Annotated in this window: 16 protein-coding genes; 5 read left to right on the top strand and 11 right to left on the bottom strand. The window is 43.1% G+C overall.

The window, feature by feature from the left end; genetic code table 11:
• Positions 1-71 precede the first annotated feature (71 nt).
• Together gpAD87_RS24785 and gpAD87_RS24780 are read right to left on the bottom strand one after the other, a co-directional pair.
• Positions 72-716, bottom strand: a complete 645-nt coding sequence (locus gpAD87_RS24785) for a nitroreductase family protein (RefSeq protein WP_064641498.1) — start codon at positions 714-716, stop codon at positions 72-74.
• A gap of 114 nt (positions 717-830) precedes the next feature.
• Entirely contained in the window at positions 831-1,280 is a 450-nt protein-coding gene (locus tag gpAD87_RS24780) for an RrF2 family transcriptional regulator (protein WP_064641496.1), read from the bottom strand.
• 303 nt (positions 1,281-1,583) lie between these two features.
• On the opposite strand from gpAD87_RS24780, the gene gpAD87_RS24775 reads away from it, so the two are divergent.
• Together gpAD87_RS24775 and gpAD87_RS24770 are read left to right on the top strand one after the other, a co-directional pair.
• Complete coding sequence (locus gpAD87_RS24775) at positions 1,584-3,053, top strand: hypothetical protein (RefSeq protein ID WP_157258563.1); 1,470 nt, start codon at positions 1,584-1,586, stop codon at positions 3,051-3,053.
• Positions 3,054-3,197: 144 nt separating this feature from the next.
• Positions 3,198-4,058, top strand: a complete 861-nt coding sequence (locus gpAD87_RS24770) for a hypothetical protein (protein ID WP_231952831.1) — start codon at positions 3,198-3,200, stop codon at positions 4,056-4,058.
• 113 nt (positions 4,059-4,171) lie between these two features.
• On the opposite strand, the gene gpAD87_RS24765 is transcribed toward gpAD87_RS24770, so the two are convergent.
• The 3 genes from gpAD87_RS24765 to gpAD87_RS24755 all read right to left on the bottom strand — a co-directional run bounded on the left by gpAD87_RS24765 (position 4,172) and on the right by gpAD87_RS24755 (position 7,643).
• Positions 4,172-4,981: a GNAT family N-acetyltransferase gene (locus tag gpAD87_RS24765; protein WP_064641495.1), complete on the bottom strand. Its 810-nt coding sequence runs from the start codon at positions 4,979-4,981 to the stop codon at positions 4,172-4,174.
• Between the two features lie 17 nt (positions 4,982-4,998).
• Positions 4,999-6,231, bottom strand: coding sequence for a sensor histidine kinase (locus gpAD87_RS24760; protein ID WP_064641493.1), 1,233 nt, complete (start codon positions 6,229-6,231; stop codon positions 4,999-5,001).
• Between the two features lie 272 nt (positions 6,232-6,503).
• A complete protein-coding gene (locus gpAD87_RS24755) occupies positions 6,504-7,643 on the bottom strand; it encodes a 5-methyltetrahydropteroyltriglutamate--homocysteine S-methyltransferase (protein ID WP_064641491.1) in 1,140 nt (379 codons plus the stop codon).
• Between the two features lie 241 nt (positions 7,644-7,884).
• Here gpAD87_RS24755 and gpAD87_RS24750 point away from each other — a divergent pair, with 241 nt between their 5' ends.
• Positions 7,885-8,271: a MerR family transcriptional regulator gene (locus gpAD87_RS24750; protein ID WP_064641490.1), complete on the top strand. Its 387-nt coding sequence runs from the start codon at positions 7,885-7,887 to the stop codon at positions 8,269-8,271.
• 16 nt (positions 8,272-8,287) lie between these two features.
• On the top strand, positions 8,288-9,049 hold the full coding sequence (locus gpAD87_RS24745) for an SDR family oxidoreductase (protein ID WP_064641488.1): 762 nt from the start codon (positions 8,288-8,290) through the stop codon (positions 9,047-9,049).
• 141 nt (positions 9,050-9,190) lie between these two features.
• On the opposite strand, the gene gpAD87_RS24740 is transcribed toward gpAD87_RS24745, so the two are convergent.
• The 5 genes from gpAD87_RS24740 to gpAD87_RS24720 form a co-directional block, all read right to left on the bottom strand.
• On the bottom strand, positions 9,191-9,721 hold the full coding sequence (locus gpAD87_RS24740; protein WP_064641486.1) for a GNAT family N-acetyltransferase: 531 nt from the start codon (positions 9,719-9,721) through the stop codon (positions 9,191-9,193).
• A 133-nt stretch (positions 9,722-9,854) separates the two neighbouring features.
• A complete protein-coding gene (locus tag gpAD87_RS24735) occupies positions 9,855-11,708 on the bottom strand; it encodes a hypothetical protein (protein WP_064641484.1) in 1,854 nt (617 codons plus the stop codon).
• 11 nt (positions 11,709-11,719) lie between these two features.
• Complete coding sequence (locus tag gpAD87_RS24730) at positions 11,720-14,011, bottom strand: glycosyltransferase family 2 protein (protein WP_064641483.1); 2,292 nt, start codon at positions 14,009-14,011, stop codon at positions 11,720-11,722.
• Positions 14,011-15,108, bottom strand: coding sequence for a bifunctional glycosyltransferase family 2/GtrA family protein (locus tag gpAD87_RS24725; protein WP_064641481.1), 1,098 nt, complete (start codon positions 15,106-15,108; stop codon positions 14,011-14,013). Before gpAD87_RS24725 ends, gpAD87_RS24730 begins: the two co-directional genes overlap by 1 nt.
• Positions 15,109-15,340: 232 nt before the next feature.
• Positions 15,341-15,874: a YceI family protein gene (locus gpAD87_RS24720; protein ID WP_064641479.1), complete on the bottom strand. Its 534-nt coding sequence runs from the start codon at positions 15,872-15,874 to the stop codon at positions 15,341-15,343.
• A 225-nt stretch (positions 15,875-16,099) separates the two neighbouring features.
• Between gpAD87_RS24720 and gpAD87_RS24715 the strand changes: the two genes are divergently transcribed.
• The gene (locus gpAD87_RS24715) at positions 16,100-16,825 is read left to right on the top strand and encodes a YheC/YheD family protein (RefSeq protein ID WP_064641478.1); all 726 of its coding nucleotides are present in this window, start codon (positions 16,100-16,102) and stop codon (positions 16,823-16,825) included.
• Positions 16,826-16,916: 91 nt separating this feature from the next.
• On the opposite strand, the gene gpAD87_RS24710 is transcribed toward gpAD87_RS24715, so the two are convergent.
• On the bottom strand, positions 16,917-17,255 hold the full coding sequence (locus gpAD87_RS24710) for a hypothetical protein (protein ID WP_064641475.1): 339 nt from the start codon (positions 17,253-17,255) through the stop codon (positions 16,917-16,919).
• Between the last annotated feature and the right edge of the window lie 6 nt (positions 17,256-17,261).

Raw genomic sequence — 17,261 nt, 5'->3', positions numbered from 1 at the left:
TTAGTCTTTCTTTTTAGCTAAAACGGTAACTAAACTCATAAGGAGTATCTCTCTCAATGGAGAGGCCTCCATTATTTTGTGATACCATTCCAGAACGTCAACTCGTCAATGGGCAGTCGAGTAGTCGGATGCCCCGGTTGCGAAGCTTTGCCGATGGAAATGAGAATGGTTGGAACATAACGATCGGGAATATCGAACGCTTCAATAAATTTATTTTTATCGTATCCAGCCATTGGAACGGTATCATAACCACGCGCTTTGGCGGCGAGCATGAACTGCATCGATAATAGACCACAATCAAATATTACGCCGTCCTTGATATATTGAGAATCCATGCTTCCCAGCATTCCCTTCATGTTGGTAACCAACGAATCCTTAACTTCCTTCGTCATATAACCAGCTTCTACAGAAGCGTCGTAAACGGAATCCACCTGTTTGATATACTCCAAATCACCCAGCACCGCAATAACGGCCGAGGCATCTACCACCTGCTGCTGGTTATTCGCGATGGGAAGCAATTGTTCTTTCAGAGCCTGATCATTAAAGACAATGAATTTCCATGGCTGCATATTCGCGCCAGATGGAGCAAGGGCTGCTTGAGTCAGAATATCTTTCAATTCCTCCTCTGAAATGTTGACCGCAGGATCGTAATGCCGTACAGAACGTCTTTCCTTTACCACTTCCATGAAGCTTTGCTCTTGTTTTACGCTCTCCATCCCATTTTGCCTCCCATTTATATACTGTGTATTATTTAACACAGTTAAAGATAAAAAAATAAACCACTTAACTGTGCTAATATAAGCACAGTATATATGTGGATGGGAATGTTGTCAATTCTCCATTATCGGACTCATTCGTTTGGCCATGTCGGCAATGGTGTATTTTCGCAGGATTTCCAACACGCTATGATTAATTTCCCCCGTAATATCGTTGAACATGTCATGCATCTGCATACCAAAGGAGTGATCGCCTGTGGAATCCAGCATTCCTTCACACAGCGATGCCTCGGTCTGAAGCGAAAGATATATATCGGCTAGTGTCACTGATTCCGGCGGCTGCTTCATGCGATAACCTCCATCCCGTCCTTCACGAACCTCTAGAATGTTCTCCTGAGCGAGTTTCGCCAATATTCGGCGAATCAATGTTGCTTCTGAGCATAATTGATCGGCGATATTGTTACTTGGATAGCGGTTAGAACTATTAGACATGAACACAAGGGCCTGCAATGCCAAGCCGAATGCCTTGCTATTGGAGGGACAGGTATGTTTGGCCTTTTTCATCGTACAGGGCTCCCTTCTTCGTTGCGTCCTGTGTGAATTATAGCAAACCGCCAACTACCATTCAACACGCCATCGAGGTTTGCAGACAGCAGCTTGCTACTTTAAACAGAAGGTACACGCCCAAGAAATAAAATAAGGGAAGCTTCCAAAACAATCAAATCCTCTACTCCTGACACAGTAGGCTAGCAATATAACTATTTTGTTCAAATAAACTTCAAAACATCATATAATAACCACTTAACAAACCATCAGAACTGGTATATTATACAATTGTAGCAAAATTTTATTATATTTCGAGAGGAGATTTTAAACTTGAAAAAGACGCTTTCTATGGTTGTCGTCATGAATCTATTTCTCAGTTTTGCCTTCGGTTTTCAAGCGTTTGCAGACGATGACATGGCCGAATCGGGAGTTCACCCCGATGCCCATGTCGCAGAACAGGTAATGCAGCCAAGTGAGGAAATGATATCCACACTTACCAAGGATGCTTCTGAGTTGGATTCGTCCAAACTGAAGAATCACCGGGTAAAAGTACCTGTAAACTTGGAATCGGCTACCGCGTCTTCAGAATTACAAAAGGGACTCATTTCGGCTCCGCAATCGGTTATCGCTACAGCCACAGCAGAGACTAATACATACACGGGCTACATCCAACAAGAAGGTACGTCCAGCTTTTTATACCCTATTTATGTACAACCGGGAAGCATACTGCAAGTACAAATGGATAATCCGGCATCGGCGCAGCTAGATTACGATCTATATCTCTACGAATTTGACATGTCCACTGGTGATTTGAACCCAACTCCAATTGATTATTCAATTTATGGCACGTATCTGAATAACTACGGAAATGGATCAAGAACCTTGTCTGAAAATGTCGGCACGAAAAATAGTACAGCCAGTTCCAAAGCCTACTTAATTGAAGCCTACGGCGCAGTTGGAGGCAGCATCAATGAACCATTCACTCTAACCGTCTCAACTAGCTCAACCTATGATTCGTACGAGACGGATGAAAATGCACTTCATGCTTATCCTTTCACGGTAGCAACTGGTGGCTCTACTCTTTCAAGCCGCTCCATTAATTCGGAGGTCGATCAGGATTGGTATAAGATCACGGTTCCCGAAAGCAGAAATTACGATGCCATGCATATCGATCTGGATCAAGCCTCTGTAGGTAATGGCTATAAGGCGGAATTGTATGGTGCATTAAGCAACAATCGTATGGCACTAATGCCCTCCACCAACGGCAATGTGTCTCTAGGCACAGGCACATATTATTTGCGGGTGTATACAACAAGTAACTATTCGGATAACAACTATTCATTACACCTTCAACCCGTGTTAAGAGCCGATAAAGTTGTGATCACAGGTTATAATTCCAATGGTGGTCCGAATGACTACCCCACATATGCCTATGGACGCTACTACCGGATAACGGGAACCAGTTTTACGGTAACTGGCGTTGCCGCGACTTCAGATAACTATGCGGTAGCTAATGTGGAAGTAGAAGTCCTTTGGGAGAATGATTATTGGACCGAAGGCAGTAACAACAGATATCGGAGTGCAAAGGTTATGACAAACAGCAGCGGCCAATTCACTGCTACGTTATCCCTGCCTCCTTCAACAGGGAGCATAAGTCAATACTTGCCGGGAGCTATAAGCTTCACTCACTACTATGATATTTGTGGTGTGCTGGCGAAGGTAACGAGTCGTCCGAGTGCAAATGATACAGATATTGTGTATCACTTTGCCTACAGTATTTACGGAGGTTAAACAGATCAAGAAAAAGCAATGGGCGATTCGTCAACATGCCTGTTGCTTTTTTTGTCCAATCATATTAAAAATATGGAATATTATTCCGATACTATGATGAGAAGAGAATATTTGGAATATATCAAAACGAACAGGAGAGTGTTCATGATGAAAATTCAAAGCTCGCCCCAGCTTGACTTCAATGCCAAGATCAACTCGAGACAGCAGGCGGATAAGCCATCTTTGGTCACAGGCACGATACCCGAACTGTCGCATAACAACGACACAGTGGAGATTAGTCCGGCTTCCAGGCAGTTGGCAGCATCCGATATTGTAAATCATTCCGCTACATATTTTGGAACCGTTCAAATCAATGATTCCTTAAATCGCCTACTCACAGATCAACCCTCGGAGGTGAAGGAGGCTGTCTATGGCATCATTCAAGCTAACCTCATTACTAACATAACCGAGGAAGAGGACAGATCAGCATTGCTGGAATTGGGTCTCACACAAGCAAAGTATATCGCGGATAATTATATGAAAGGGGATAAAGCGACGGAATTCATGGATACGATTCGTCAAATCGCCGCCATCTCCACAACCAGAACGGTAGATCCTGAGACGAAAGAAATCCATTATGAGACTCCTCCTCAGAGACCTGTTGGCGCTCCAGATGATTATATCGATCTAACCTATATGATGAAGAAATTTGAACCCAAAACGCTGGATAAGCTCCAGGATGCAATTGTGAACGGAAAAGACTGGAACAGCATTCTTCAAAGCTTCGCCAAAAATGTATCGACTAATCAGGACTGGTTGAAGGAATACAAAGAGGACGTAGCCAAATCTACGGGGAATATCGCTGGGGAGAACAGATTCGAAAAAGCCTCTACTTCCAGCTTGTCTGAGTTTGCCCAAGATATCAAGAACATGATCGCTCATGCTGGATTAGTAAATAGCGATTTTCTGACAGACAATATAGAAGCATTTATACGAACCTTGGCAATCCCGAAATCCAATGGATAATGGAGAAGATTCACCAACATGAGTGACAAGCATGCCACTGAGAATCAAGATAAGAATGTTATACATACCTACAATTGATTCTCAGTGATGCCATGCTCTAGACCACTTTTCTCCTAATTGAATTTAATGTCAGCCACTTGACCACTTTTAACAAAACCTATGTTTTGATAAACCTTATTCGCATCAGGGTTCTTCAAATCAGCATATAGCATCGGATCTAAACCCTCTGATATGAGGATAGAACATAATTCTGCTACAACTGCACTTGCATATCCTTTCTTACGAAAGGCAGATGGTGTATATACTGCATTAATTCTCGCATGTCTTGGAGAGCGATGTGCAATATTAGCCATGGACACAGGGTAACCATCTACCAGCCATAGATACAGATTACCTGTTTCTATAGCCGACTCTGCTGCTGAGAGTTGACTAGATGGTTCAACTTTAACTCCATAAGCCCCTTCTGAGAAACCAGCTAAAAATTCCGCCACGGTCTCCAAATGCTGTCTTGTAGCTAGGTGCAGTGTCCCTTCTACATGAACTGGTTTCCTTACCTCTGAACAAACGTAGGATTCCATCATCATATAAGGAACACATTGAACCTCGTTAGCCTCTGAGAATACCTCAGAAAAGTGTCCAACAGTCGCCTGATCTCCTGATATCCCCGGAAGCTCATTTCCCTTGAGAAATTCTAAAAGTTCTTGCAAGAGCTTGTTCTTTGGTTCAGCTGCAAGTTCTTTGGAAATCCACAACCAAGCGTTGTGCCCTTCGGTCTGGGCAAAGATCATTGTTTCATTAGATGCTTTTAGACAGGTTGAACGCTCTGACTCGCATATACGATGAATAAGATTGTACTGGACTTCATCGGCCATAAACATATTCTGATGCAGCACTTGATCGTTTACACCAAACTTCTGCAACATACCCATTCCTCCTCTATTCATGTAGAAGACACAAAAGCCCCATCCGTAGCCAAGAAGCGTACCGTAACGGTCGTTCCAACACCTTTTATACTTTCATAATTAATTTCCCCGTCATATTTTTCTACAATATTAAAACAGATCATTAATCCTAGTCCGGTGCCATTACTTTTTAATGAATAAAACGGCGTCCCGAGCGACTTCACCTCATCCTCTGACATTCCGCTCCCTTCATCCATAATTTTGATCTCAATATAATGTTGATTCCTCTTGGCAATCACAGTGACGGGTTTCCCCATATTCGATGCTTCCAATGCGTTTTTAATTAAATTCATCATCAACTGCTTAAACTCAATGGGATTAATAAAAATGAAGCAATCCTCTTCTGCCTCGATATGCATCTGATTATCAGATAACATCGCATAGGAACGAACCAGACCTGTTACACTCTGAAGAGCATCGTTCACATTCAATTTTTCTGGCTTCTGATCTTTATTAGGCTTGGAAAGGGTTAGAAACTGAGAGGTAATCTGTTCAACGGTATTTAACTCATCAATCATCAATTTGAACTTGTTTTTGACTGGATCATCAAATGCAGGATCTTCTCTGTATAACTGCAAAAATCCTCGAACAACGGTGACTGGATTTCTAATCTCATGCGCAACAGCAGCCGTCAAATGGGCTATCATCTTCAGTCGTTCCGATTGTTGTAATTGTTCATGATAGAGCTGTTGCTTTTTCATACGACTAAAGGACAGATGGAAAATGAGAAATAATAATATCTGACTCGCTATAATATTAATGAGGTTCCCTAGGATGTCATGATGTAAATACGAATATATATTACCTTGATCGATCAGGATGATGTAGCCAAACGTGATCAAAATTAAAAATCCATTCAGAATGATGGAGAAATAAAACAATTTTAAATCAAAAAACAAAATGGCAAGTGAGGGAATCAGACAAATGAGAATGTACGTAGTCCAGGTCTCTGGATATAAGAAGAACAGGGTATAGAAATAAGCAAAACCAAACAGGATGATGATCTTTCTGAAAACATAGGTTTCATGCTTCGGGTAGATCAACAAACAAACCGCTAGAATGGCCACACACAAAAAATGGATAACATACCCCACTGTAATTCCGCTTAATTCTGTCGTCGATAGGATTAATCCAGATAACATAAGAGCAATGAGAGTTAACATGGAAATATAATATGTTTTTCGGTTCACCTGACTGTACAATTCTTTCATCCACTCACCACTTTAAATTAATGTCGACACCTCGGTATGTATGTAGCTCTTTTCATTCCTATATTTAAAGGCATCCCACTGGATGCCCTTATCTATAATAGCATTGTATCTCATTTAACTAGCTATACAATATGAAAATTTGAAATAAATGATTCCCAACAACATAAACCCAACATTAGTCAAACTAATGCAAGGCCTAGAATGCCAAGTAGCCGTACGGATCACTGTCCGTACGGCTAATCTTGGCTAAAAATATGCTTTTAGCTTATGAACTATTTCCAGAGCTCTTCAGCAATTTCTTTGATAAAAGCAAGCTTCTGCCATTGCTGCTCTTCTGTCAGATGATTGCCTTCTTCCGTGGAAGCGAATCCGCATTGCGGGCTCAGGCAAATCCGGTCCAGATCCACATATTGCTTCGCTTCCTCGATACGCTTCAGAATATCTTCCTTGTTTTCAAGCTCACCAAATTTGGAAGAGAACAGCCCAAGCACGACCTGTTGGTTGTCTTTCAGGAAACGAAGTGGCTTGAAATCGCCTGCCCGCTCGGTATCAAACTCCAGATAGTAGCCGGAGTAGTTATCAATGTTCAGGAGCGTTTGCGCAATCGGCTCATAACCTCCACCGACACCAGCATATGTTGATACGTAATTCCCACGGCATACATGTGTCGTTACGACGAGGTCCTCCGGCAAACCGGCTACAACTTCCTCGTTCAACTTCGCAAGTTCGTTCGCATAGTCGGCTACATTTACGCCAATCTGCTCCATGAATGCCATGAACTGCTGATCGCACAATGCGCCCCACGTGCAATCGTCAATTTGAACGCTTCGGCAGCCCGCTTCATACAAGGCCAAGATCGCCTCTTTGTACGATTTGGCAATATCCGAAAGAAGCTCTTCCCGGTTCGGATAAATGGCTAGCGTACTTTCTTTATTTTCTGCCCGGTCCAATTCAAACAGGAACTGTGCAGCAGCAGGAATGGATTGACGCGCAACGACGTCATCGCCAGCAACACCTTTTAAGAATGCATAATGCGAAACGAACGGATGGCTGCTGAAACTTACTTTGCCCGTCAGACGTGCTGTTTCGGGTCTGGATTTGGCACCGTTAAACTCATAGCCTTGATCAATGATGGTCCGGTCAACACCGTCAAGTCCCCAGAAGAAGTCCAGATGCCACCAAGAGCGACGGAATTCCCCGTCCGTTACAGCTTGAAGGCCAACTTCTTTTTGTTTTTGCACGAGCTTCACAATTTCAGCGTTTTCTACTTCCTCTAGTTGCCCAGAAGTAATTTCACCGTTTTGGTATTTCGCTCTCGCCTCTTTCAACGCGCTTGGGCGCAAGAAACTGCCTACAATATCATATCGAAATGGAGTGACGGTCCGCTGTTTAGGTTCTGTTTGAATGCTCATCGTTTAATCTCCCCGTAAATTAATTATAAGATTAAATATAACATATCCGATCGGATTTACTATTCTATGAAAGAGCTATAGCAGGTTATAGTTATAAGCTATAGCTGAGTCCAACTTTCCTTTACCCGTGAGGTATATCCCCTCCAAAAGATAAATTTATTTACCTTATTGACTTAAACCATGGTTTAAGTCGTATGCTATTCCTGTCGACAGAGTTAACACCTATTTGGAGGTCTCCAACATGAAGTACTTTTCCATTAGCGAAGCTTCAGCTCAATTGAATATTCCAGATTCAACGTTACGTTTTTATGAGAAAAAAGGACTTCTACCCATGATGGAGCGTGACGATGCTGGCAGGAGATTATTTTCAGAAGTTCAAATGGCCTTATTGGAAACCCTTGTTTGTTTAAAAAACACGCATATGCCCATTAGTCAGATTAAGCAATATATGGACTGGATCATAGAAGGGAACTGTACACTCGAGGCAAGACTTGAAATGATGCAAAATCACAAGCAGGCAGTGCTGGATGAAATTTCGTTGATGCAGGAATCCCTAAAGGGAATTGATTTTAAAATTACACGTTACACCCGTCAAATACAGGAAAGAAACGAAGAAAAAGATACCTAAGAGGAGAGATACTATAATGAAACTTTCGGGAAATACAGTACTCATCACCGGTGGAAGCTCTGGGATCGGATTAGCATTTGCAGAACGTTTCTTAAGAGCTGGAAATACTGTCATTGTTACGGGACGACGTGAAGCAGTACTTCAACATGCAAAAGAAACACACCCGGACCTTATTACGTATGTGAATGATCTGAATATTGAATCAGAGCGTGTAGCGTTGTTAGATTGGGTAACCGTAAACTATCCAGAAGTGAATGTGTTAGTAAACAATGCCGGTATCCAACAACGGTTTAATATGCTGACAGCGGATGCGAAGAACGATTGGAGTTATTTTGCCAAAGAAATTACAACGAATATTGAGGCTCCTTTTCATCTGTCCATGCTGTTCGCTCCTTACCTTGCAACCAAAGAAGAAGCCACAATTATTAACGTTACCTCTGGATTAGCCTTCACACCGTTTGCCATTGCTCCGATATATTCAGCAACCAAAGCCGCACTTCACTCCTTTACAATCAGCCTGAGACACCAGCTTTCGGATACGTCTGTAGAGGTCATTGAAGTTGCTCCTCCGGCAGTAAGTACAGATCTGGGTGGAGCGGGCCTGCACACACATGGAGAACCATTGGATGCCTTTGCAGATGGAATCTTCAAAGGTCTGGAAGAAGGCCACCAGGAAATTGGATATGGTACTTCTGTCGCTCGCTTACGTATGTCCCGAGATGAAGTCGACGAGTACGCCGAACAGATGTATAACGCAACGAAAAGTCTAATTGAATAACTCGCCTACGAGCCATGTGTGACTCACCCGTTTCGCTGTATATTAACAAAGAGGCCACTCCAACTACGGAACGGCCTCTTTGAATATATTCTTTATATAAAACTCATGTATCCCTTTCTTATGCCGGGGGGGAACATCAAATCAATCTGATACTAACCTTGAATACATATGGAGATCGTTAAACGTTCCCTCAACTCGTTCATATTCTCTAAATGTTCCTTCTAATGTGAAACGGAGCTTTTGTAAGAGCTTTATCGAATTCACATTTTCGGGATCAACCTTTGCTTCGACTCGGTTCAGTTTTAAAGATGAGAATGCATGATCTACCAAAGTAGAGACCGCCTCTGAAGCATATCCTCTTCCCCACGATGATTTAGCAATATCATATCCAATTTCTGCTTTTAAATTGTCAAAATCCAAAGAATTATAACCGCATGAACCTATAATTTCGTTGGACTCTTTTTTAATTATGGAGAAACGAATAGCCTTACGATCTTGAGAGAGATCATCCAGAAGTTTGATCATTTCTTTCGCTTGCTCTAAGTCAGTAAAACAACTAACATTCATAAATTTAGTAACCTCGGGATCAGACCAAACGGTGAACAAGCTCGAAGAATCCGACACCTTCATTTTTCTCAATTGTAAACGTTCTGTGTGTAACTCTGTAATCAATACTTTTACCTCCATTAGGATTTAATAGTTAGGTTTAAGATATTGATATCTGCGCATAGTTCAGTCCCTTCATTTCCAGGCTATTTACATTATACCAGGAATTTTGACCGAATCAGAATCCACTCTAATGATCTCAAGTCAGCGTAAGAATGATCTGTTCTCCGGAACGGGTAATCTTGTAGATACCTTCCTTCATGTCAATGCCATAGTGCTTTTTCAGCAGCCACTTTGCGTTACGATCCGTCTCCACGACGACCAGATAATCGTAACCGCTCAGGAGATTGTCCATATTATCCTCATAGAACAACACGATCCCATCCACATGCGGGGCATACAAGAAATACTTCCCGACATACTGCATGTAATAATTCGTGACCTGCTGGTCCTTATCCGAGGCATAGAACAGATATCTGTTGTTGTCCTCCTGACCACCTTTATACCAGCGATCGCCGGTAACCGCATGGATTTTATAAGGGAGCGTTGTATCGTACGTTTTGGCAATCGAGACAATCCCGTTGTATTCCGATAAAAGAATGGTCGCTGCAATCGCCATACAGCCGATGATTCCTTTTTGATAGTGCCCCTTTGTCTCGACCGTCTTGAAGGCTTGATAATCAGGCACTTCACCAATCCGATAGTGGAATGAACGCTCCAGGTCAATTGCAGCGCACAGCACCAATCCACCGGCGAACAGTACCACAATACTCGAGGCATAACGCTCAAAACCAGCCAGCACGATCGCCTCATCCATCGGCATGGAGAAGAGATATAACGCCAGAATACCTGCATAATACAGCAACAATACAACATCCAGTGCAATCAGTGCTTTCCACAAATTCCACTTCTTCTTGAGCACCACATAGGCAAATACCGAAGCCGCAATCGCTACAAGTTGGAAAATGACAATACCGATGACCGGCCGTGTCGTAATATCCGTACTCGATTTTAAGAACAGCCACAGAATCTCATGCATCTGCTCCGCCGTTTTGCCGGATTGAATCCCGGAAGTGGCCACATCGAATTTGTTATCGACGCCCTGAAACACCGTTGCCATTCGCCAGCTCCAGCCGAAGTATGGAATCAGTGAACCGCAGATGGTGCCAATAACAGCCAGCGCAGTTTTCCAACTGAACTTTTGTTTGTGTTTTAGCCATGTATACACCAGGAAGATCAGACCGATGGCTGCGAAAATAATGCCTGTGCTTTTGATGACTGTCAGCACACCTGCAAGCGGGAGCATGATAATGCATGCTCGTTTGATATCATGACGATATTGGTATACGACCGCCAGGATAGCGAGCGCATAGATGGGAAGCAAGAAATCCACGAGCAGGTTGGTAATCCGAATCGTAAGGTTGAAGAAAGACAGTGTAGATAACCCGAGTCCGAGAAACGCATACAGCAGAAAACGTTTCTTCTCGGAGACGATACCAAACATGGCGTAAAAACAGGAAAAGATCAGCAAACCTTGTGCCAGGAGCATCACAGACTGGGAATGTCCCATGAAGCGACAGACGTAATAAATAAATGACGAAGTCCCTAGCGGATAATTTTTAAAATCAATTAGGTTCGAATCCGGTGTCGGAAAAGCATTTGTGCTAAGCATCTGCTTCAAAACAATCGCCCAGTGGGAAAAATTATCGTAGTGCGTCAATTGATTTTGGAAGAGTACCAGTAAGAAAATGAATGTCCCTGCCAGGAATGAAAACTGGAATAAGGAAAAAGAAATGCGAAAGGATGCCCCTCGGCGCATTCCGAGAAACACCATTCCTCCATACAATAGTAATCCGACGAGTAGAAGGACAAGGCTGCCAATGTATAGCTGCCCTGCCAAACCGCTAAGAAAGACAATACATGCTATGGAGGAAAACACAAATACAGGGATGAACTCCCAACGTATAGATAGTGCCTTTCGAACAAACTGCATGTAACCAATAAAGGAGAATATCAATAAAACTCCCATCACAAGTTGAAGCATATACAGCATCTCTATCTCTCCTAACCCTCTCTGGTGAAACGCTCGGCATGTGGATGGGTCAAATCACTCAGCAATTGATCAATCAAACCGCGCTCCACGATATCATCAATATTCTCCACCGAGAGAAGCACTTCGCGACGATTGGCTGTTGTTTTCCCTGTATGCTGCAAAATGACTTCAATGTTACTCTTCGTATAAAAAGTAACACTCGCTCCTGCCGCAATATCACCATGAAGACCCGTGGCGGAAAAGAAACGATAATTGAAGCTGCGCAGCGTACATCCAGCATGATTGGTGAAATGAACTGGAAGCTGAAGGGAAAGCCTCGGCATTTTTCGTTGATCCGATCTAGGTTGAACAATACGTTTTTTTACATTGCGAAGCATATCGTCGTAAGCCGTATCCCACAGATTCATCTGCTCTGGCAACGAGTGTTTACGGTCATAGATGATTTGCATGTATTGACGGTTATCCGTCTCATCAATCGGCTGAACCGTAGCGGAATAACGCCAGCCTTCTCCATCCTGTTTCACATAAACGATGACCGCCTTAAGATTGGCCTCATACCGCTCGGATTTTACGACCAGAGAGATCGTCTTCTGTTCAGGTAGATAAATGGGATAAGGGACATAAAAGGCAATACCTTGTTCAGATACATCTACTGTCTTGGCCTCATAGCGCACATTCGTGTCCTGATCGTGGATCATGACATCCTCCTGCGCCCGAATCCGCTCTGTCTCCCGATATGCACGACGGCCGATCATGAAGAACAGGGCATAACACAGCGCAATCATATTATGAATGAGCCAGAAAATAATGATACTACTGAAGAACAGTGCGATGCCATATTTACCGTTAACATACCGAATCACAGCCGCAATCGAAAGCAAAAGCAGGAAGATATGCGGAAGTGCATATAACAGAGCAGACATCCATTTCCGACCGATCGCTCTGCTTTTATTCGTAACCTTGAATTTTTTCTCGCGGATGCCCAGCGTTTCAAGGAGAACCGGCCATATCAGATAAGGCATAAATATCGTATCAATAACCTGACTCCAGCGCTGATTCCGAATATTACTCGACAGATAACGCATCGATACACTGTAGAAGAAATAGGAAGGAAGCCAGAATATTAAGATTTGCCAGAAGGTTGTGTTTACAATCTTGAAATCGAATAGTGCAAATAAAATAGGTGCCAAAATGAAAATCAAACGGTTAAAGAAGGACCACCAGTATAAGAAACTGCTTAAATAGGTTACCCTCGTCCAGAAAGGAAGCTTCTCGGATATAGGAGCACGCGTATTCTGCAGGCTCTGAATAATACCCCTTGCCCAGCGGATTCGCTGCTTAATCATGCTCGGGACTGTTGTTGTCGTCTGCCCGGCAGCTTGAACCTCTTGAGTCGCATAGGTAATATAGCCTTCCTGCTGTAAGCGGATGCTTGTCTCAAAGTCCTCGGTGATCGTGTTCAGCGGGAAACCGCCGATCTCTTCCATACCTTTCCGGGAAATGATCGTATTACTTCCGGTATAAGCTACCGCATTGGAGGCATTACGCAGGATATTCACTTCTCTGGAGAAGAAATCCTGTTCATTCGGAATTCCTTGCTCTGCATACAAGTTAAACTGGAACAGATCCGGATTATAGAAGCTCTGAGGGGTCTGTACCAGCCCCAGCTTGAACTTTTTATCTATTTCATCCTCACGGCGAAGCCGCCATCTCCCGTTCTCTTCTATAAACGTGGAGAGCAGGAAATATGGGACGGTTTTCATCAAAAAGGTGTGTTGCGGGATCATATCTGCATCGAAGGTTGCAATGAGTGGAGAAGAGGTTTTGCTCAGGGCATTATTCAGGTTACCTGATTTGGCATGCTTGTTGCCGGGAAAACCCAGATATCCTACGCCAAACTGCTTCGCAAGCTCCTCCACCTCAGGTCGTGCTCCATCATCACACAGATAGATGTGAACCTTCTGCTTGTCAGGGTAATCCATGAACGTACAAGCATTGACGGTTTTATACAAAAGATCAACCGGCTCGTTATGGGTGGCAATGAACACATCCACATGAGGATAAAAATCGGGAGGAACGATGGGGAAGTCGAGCTGCGTGCGTTCCTTTTGCATCTTTTGAAAAAACAATTCAAAGGTGGTCAGTACGGTTACCGTCTCAGCCACAATTAAGAGCATGCCGAAGATGACGTTCAGAACGCCTTCTCCCCATGGCAGTGTAAAGAACATCCGCCATAGCAAATAAATCGACATCAGGATCATGGTGATGACAAAGAAAATATGTTGTCTTTTTTCGTTTTGCACTACAGCTGCTTCCTCCTTGCTGCAAATACCCATCTTCGCTGCAATTGAAAACTGAGCAGGAACAGCAAGGCATCACAGACAAATTTCGCGATTTTCTCATCCACGAAGAAAACCGTATGGAACAAATATACCCCCGTACTGGAAAGCACAATCACGAATCCGCACAACGTCAAATAGCGCCATAGACTGCCCTGACTATCCTCTTTACGGAATACAAAGTGCCTATTCAGTACATAGTTGACGACAATAGAAATAATTCTCGCAATCACGGTGGCGAGCAGAATTCTTAGATAATCCTGCTGACCCAATATAGGCCGCAAAAAGTCGATCAAAAACCATGCAATTCCCAAATCAACGACAGAACTCGCAACGGAAGAGGAAATAAACCGCAGGAAGTTGGAGAACAGCACACCCATCACCCGAGCGCTGTCCTGAATCGCTTTAAAATGTGTCCCTGCATTTCCATTCTCATAGATGACTTGAATCGGCATGGTATGAATCGGGATACCGGACTGAATACACGAGATGAGCATCTGCAGCTCATATTCAAACCGGATACCGCGAACATCTTGCATGAAAGCAAGTAGTCCGGGGCCAAAAGCTCGAAGTCCGGTCTGGGTATCTGATAGCTTTTTACCGTAAAGCATAGCAAAAATAAAGGACGTCATCCGATTACCCAGCAAAGATTTCGGCGGTATGCCTCCCTCGCTGAAGTTCCTTACCCCGAGAACCAATGCATCAGGATGCTGCCTGGCTTCTTTCGCAAGTCTGTATACATCCTCAGCTGCGTGCTGCCCATCTGAATCCGCAGTGACGACGAACGAAGATGCATCGAACTGCTGTCCGATATACTTAAATCCGGTTTTAAGTGCAGCACCCTTTCCCAGATTTTCCGCATGCCGAAGCAAGACACACCCGTTCTCACTCAGCTCTTCGAAAATCGATTGATACGCCTCACCAGATCCGTCGTCTACAATGACAATATGGGTCAAGCCATATTCTCGCAATTGCCGTACATAGGCTAGAAGTCTCTCATCTGGCTCAAGCGATGGAATAAGGATGATCGTTTTGCCGTCTTCACTTTTATCTATAATCATCCTAGTTAAGCCTCAATTCGACATATTTTCACAAATTCTTTTTGAATACTGTGAGTATAACATCGAAAGAGTATACAGTAAACGAACAACTTGTATATATTTTGGTAAAAAAGTTGTATTCGCATTTGTGCTAGTGTATAGGTGAAAAATACTAGGAATAGGTCTGTGGTATACACAAAGAAAAACTCGCCACGATTATGGCGAGTGAATGTTCAGATATCATGTAACAATGCTATTCTATTCGAATTGCTTCAATATATAGCTCGATACTTATTTCATTTCCGACGACAATTCCATCCTTTTCCAGAGGCGAGTTGAAGCTCAAGCCAAATTCATTACGATCGATACTGGCAGTCGAATGAAATCCCACACGTTCCCGGCCTCGAGGGTCTTTATTAATCCCTTCAAAAACGGTATGAAAAGTGATAGGTTTTGTTACGCCATGCAGCGTTAGATTGCCTGCAAGTTCATATTGCCGTTCGCCAGTAAGAACGCATTTGGTGCTTTGAAACGTAATCGCTGGATACTTGGCAGTATGAAAGAATTCATCACTCTTCAGGTGTTCATCTCGTTGCCGCTGGCGAGTTGTGATACTATTTGCTTCGATGGAAGCCTGAATACCCAGGGTTGTTACATCGTTGGGGTCAAAACTTAAAACCGCTTCGAACTGCTCGAATACACCTTTGATTTTATTAATCATTAAATGCGTCACCGAAAACTCAACAGAGCTGTGATCCGGATCCACTTCCCATTTGACATTGCTCATAAATATATTCCACCTCTATAATCATATGATGAGAAAGGTCACCCTATCTCCAAAGCACTGCGCTATTCGCATGCTCTTAATATACAAAAAGGCTACTGACAACGTGATGTCAGTAGCCTTTTTGCGTTCTAGCTTTTCTCATAAATATAGACGAATGGCCTCTTATGCTGATCACTGATTTGAATTAGAATTACCGTAGAAGTCTGGAAAAAGGCTGTGATTCCAATGTTAATCAAAAGAGATAAATGGTTGCAGTATCGCATTCTCCGCAATGCGTCCTCTCTCGCCGGACGTTTACCAGAAACACAGTTACTTAAAAAGGACACTTTAACGAAGATGTTGCTTCAATATCAAAGCATCGTACTGAAACCTCGTAACGGAAGTTATGGAAGAGATATCATTTTTATCAAACGGAACGGTGTAAAAACCTATCGTATTCAAAATGAAAATAATGTGGTCATCATGAGAGACACCGACAAGGTACTCCAATGGCTCCACAAAAGAAACAAAAGTCATAGATACATTGTCCAAAAACGTCTGTATCTTGCCCAAATTGGGCACAAGCCGTTCGACATTCGAATCATTGTTCAGCGCAAAAAAGGCTCTTCAGTTAATTGGAACGTTACCGGCTCCTACGCTAAAGTTGCGGAGCAGGGATATCTAGTCACGAATGTGACTAGCCGCACCATTCCAGTGTTGGAGGCATTCAAATTATCTCGAATTGAAGATCCGAGGAGCCTGCTTATCAAAGCGGAACACATTGCACTATCTTCTGCCAAACGACTGGGAGAGCATTACCCTACGCTTAGACAAGTCGGGTTCGATATAGGTATCGACAGGAAACATCGAATCTGGATCATCGAAGGTAATTATAAACCGGACCTACGGCCTTTCCGGCTTTTGAAAGATTCCTCAATGCATCGCAAAATATTATGGTACAAGAAACATTAAAGCAAAAAAGAGACGACCAGCCTTTTTCTACGGCCAGTCGTCTCTTTAGGTTAAATTTTGATGCTTATGATGATCATGATCGCTTCAGTTATTACTTGAGGCGTCTCGTGGCACTTGTAACACGTGTCACTTGGAATTTATTTACTCCTACCTGTATAATGGCAAACTGGTTGTAAGAGGTACCGGAAGAAGTATACGGCTCGGCTTCAATATTTCCACTTGGCGTTCTAACCGTTGCGGTGATTCTAGTTACCAAGCAGACTCCACGGCTGGAAGCTCTCCAAGTCTCGTCACGCAAAACACTATAATTGTCGTCACTACAAAAGATGGATGCATATTCAACTTTTCCAGACGCATTAAACGAAGTAGAGTTATAGATCTGAACAGGGTCATAACCACCTCTTGGTCCTCCAGGTCTTCTATTTCCCATTATCAA

It is taken from the genome of Paenibacillus sp. AD87 (assembly GCF_001659845.1).
GTDB classification, from domain to species: domain Bacteria; phylum Bacillota; class Bacilli; order Paenibacillales; family Paenibacillaceae; genus Paenibacillus; species Paenibacillus marchantiae.
Note: the sequence above shows the minus strand (reverse complement) of the source record. Positions and strands in the feature narration are given on the sequence as shown.

Bases quoted from the DNA above. Each gene is read 5' to 3' on its own strand.
- gpAD87_RS24785 (WP_064641498.1), bottom strand. From the start codon at position 716: ATGGAGAGCGTAAAACAAGAGCAAAGCTTCATGGAAGTGGTAAAGGAA.
- gpAD87_RS24780 (WP_064641496.1), bottom strand. From the start codon at position 1,280: ATGAAAAAGGCCAAACATACCTGTCCCTCCAATAGCAAGGCATTCGGC.
- gpAD87_RS24770 (WP_231952831.1), top strand. From the start codon at position 3,198: ATGATGAAAATTCAAAGCTCGCCCCAGCTTGACTTCAATGCCAAGATC.
- gpAD87_RS24765 (WP_064641495.1), bottom strand. From the start codon at position 4,981: ATGTTGCAGAAGTTTGGTGTAAACGATCAAGTGCTGCATCAGAATATG.
- gpAD87_RS24760 (WP_064641493.1), bottom strand. From the start codon at position 6,231: ATGAAAGAATTGTACAGTCAGGTGAACCGAAAAACATATTATATTTCC.
- gpAD87_RS24755 (WP_064641491.1), bottom strand. From the start codon at position 7,643: ATGAGCATTCAAACAGAACCTAAACAGCGGACCGTCACTCCATTTCGA.
- gpAD87_RS24750 (WP_064641490.1), top strand. From the start codon at position 7,885: ATGAAGTACTTTTCCATTAGCGAAGCTTCAGCTCAATTGAATATTCCA.
- gpAD87_RS24745 (WP_064641488.1), top strand. From the start codon at position 8,288: ATGAAACTTTCGGGAAATACAGTACTCATCACCGGTGGAAGCTCTGGG.
- gpAD87_RS24735 (WP_064641484.1), bottom strand. From the start codon at position 11,708: ATGCTGTATATGCTTCAACTTGTGATGGGAGTTTTATTGATATTCTCC.
- gpAD87_RS24725 (WP_064641481.1), bottom strand. From the start codon at position 15,108: ATGATTATAGATAAAAGTGAAGACGGCAAAACGATCATCCTTATTCCA.
- gpAD87_RS24720 (WP_064641479.1), bottom strand. From the start codon at position 15,874: ATGAGCAATGTCAAATGGGAAGTGGATCCGGATCACAGCTCTGTTGAG.
- gpAD87_RS24715 (WP_064641478.1), top strand. From the start codon at position 16,100: ATGTTAATCAAAAGAGATAAATGGTTGCAGTATCGCATTCTCCGCAAT.
- gpAD87_RS24710 (WP_064641475.1), bottom strand. From the start codon at position 17,255: ATGGGAAATAGAAGACCTGGAGGACCAAGAGGTGGTTATGACCCTGTT.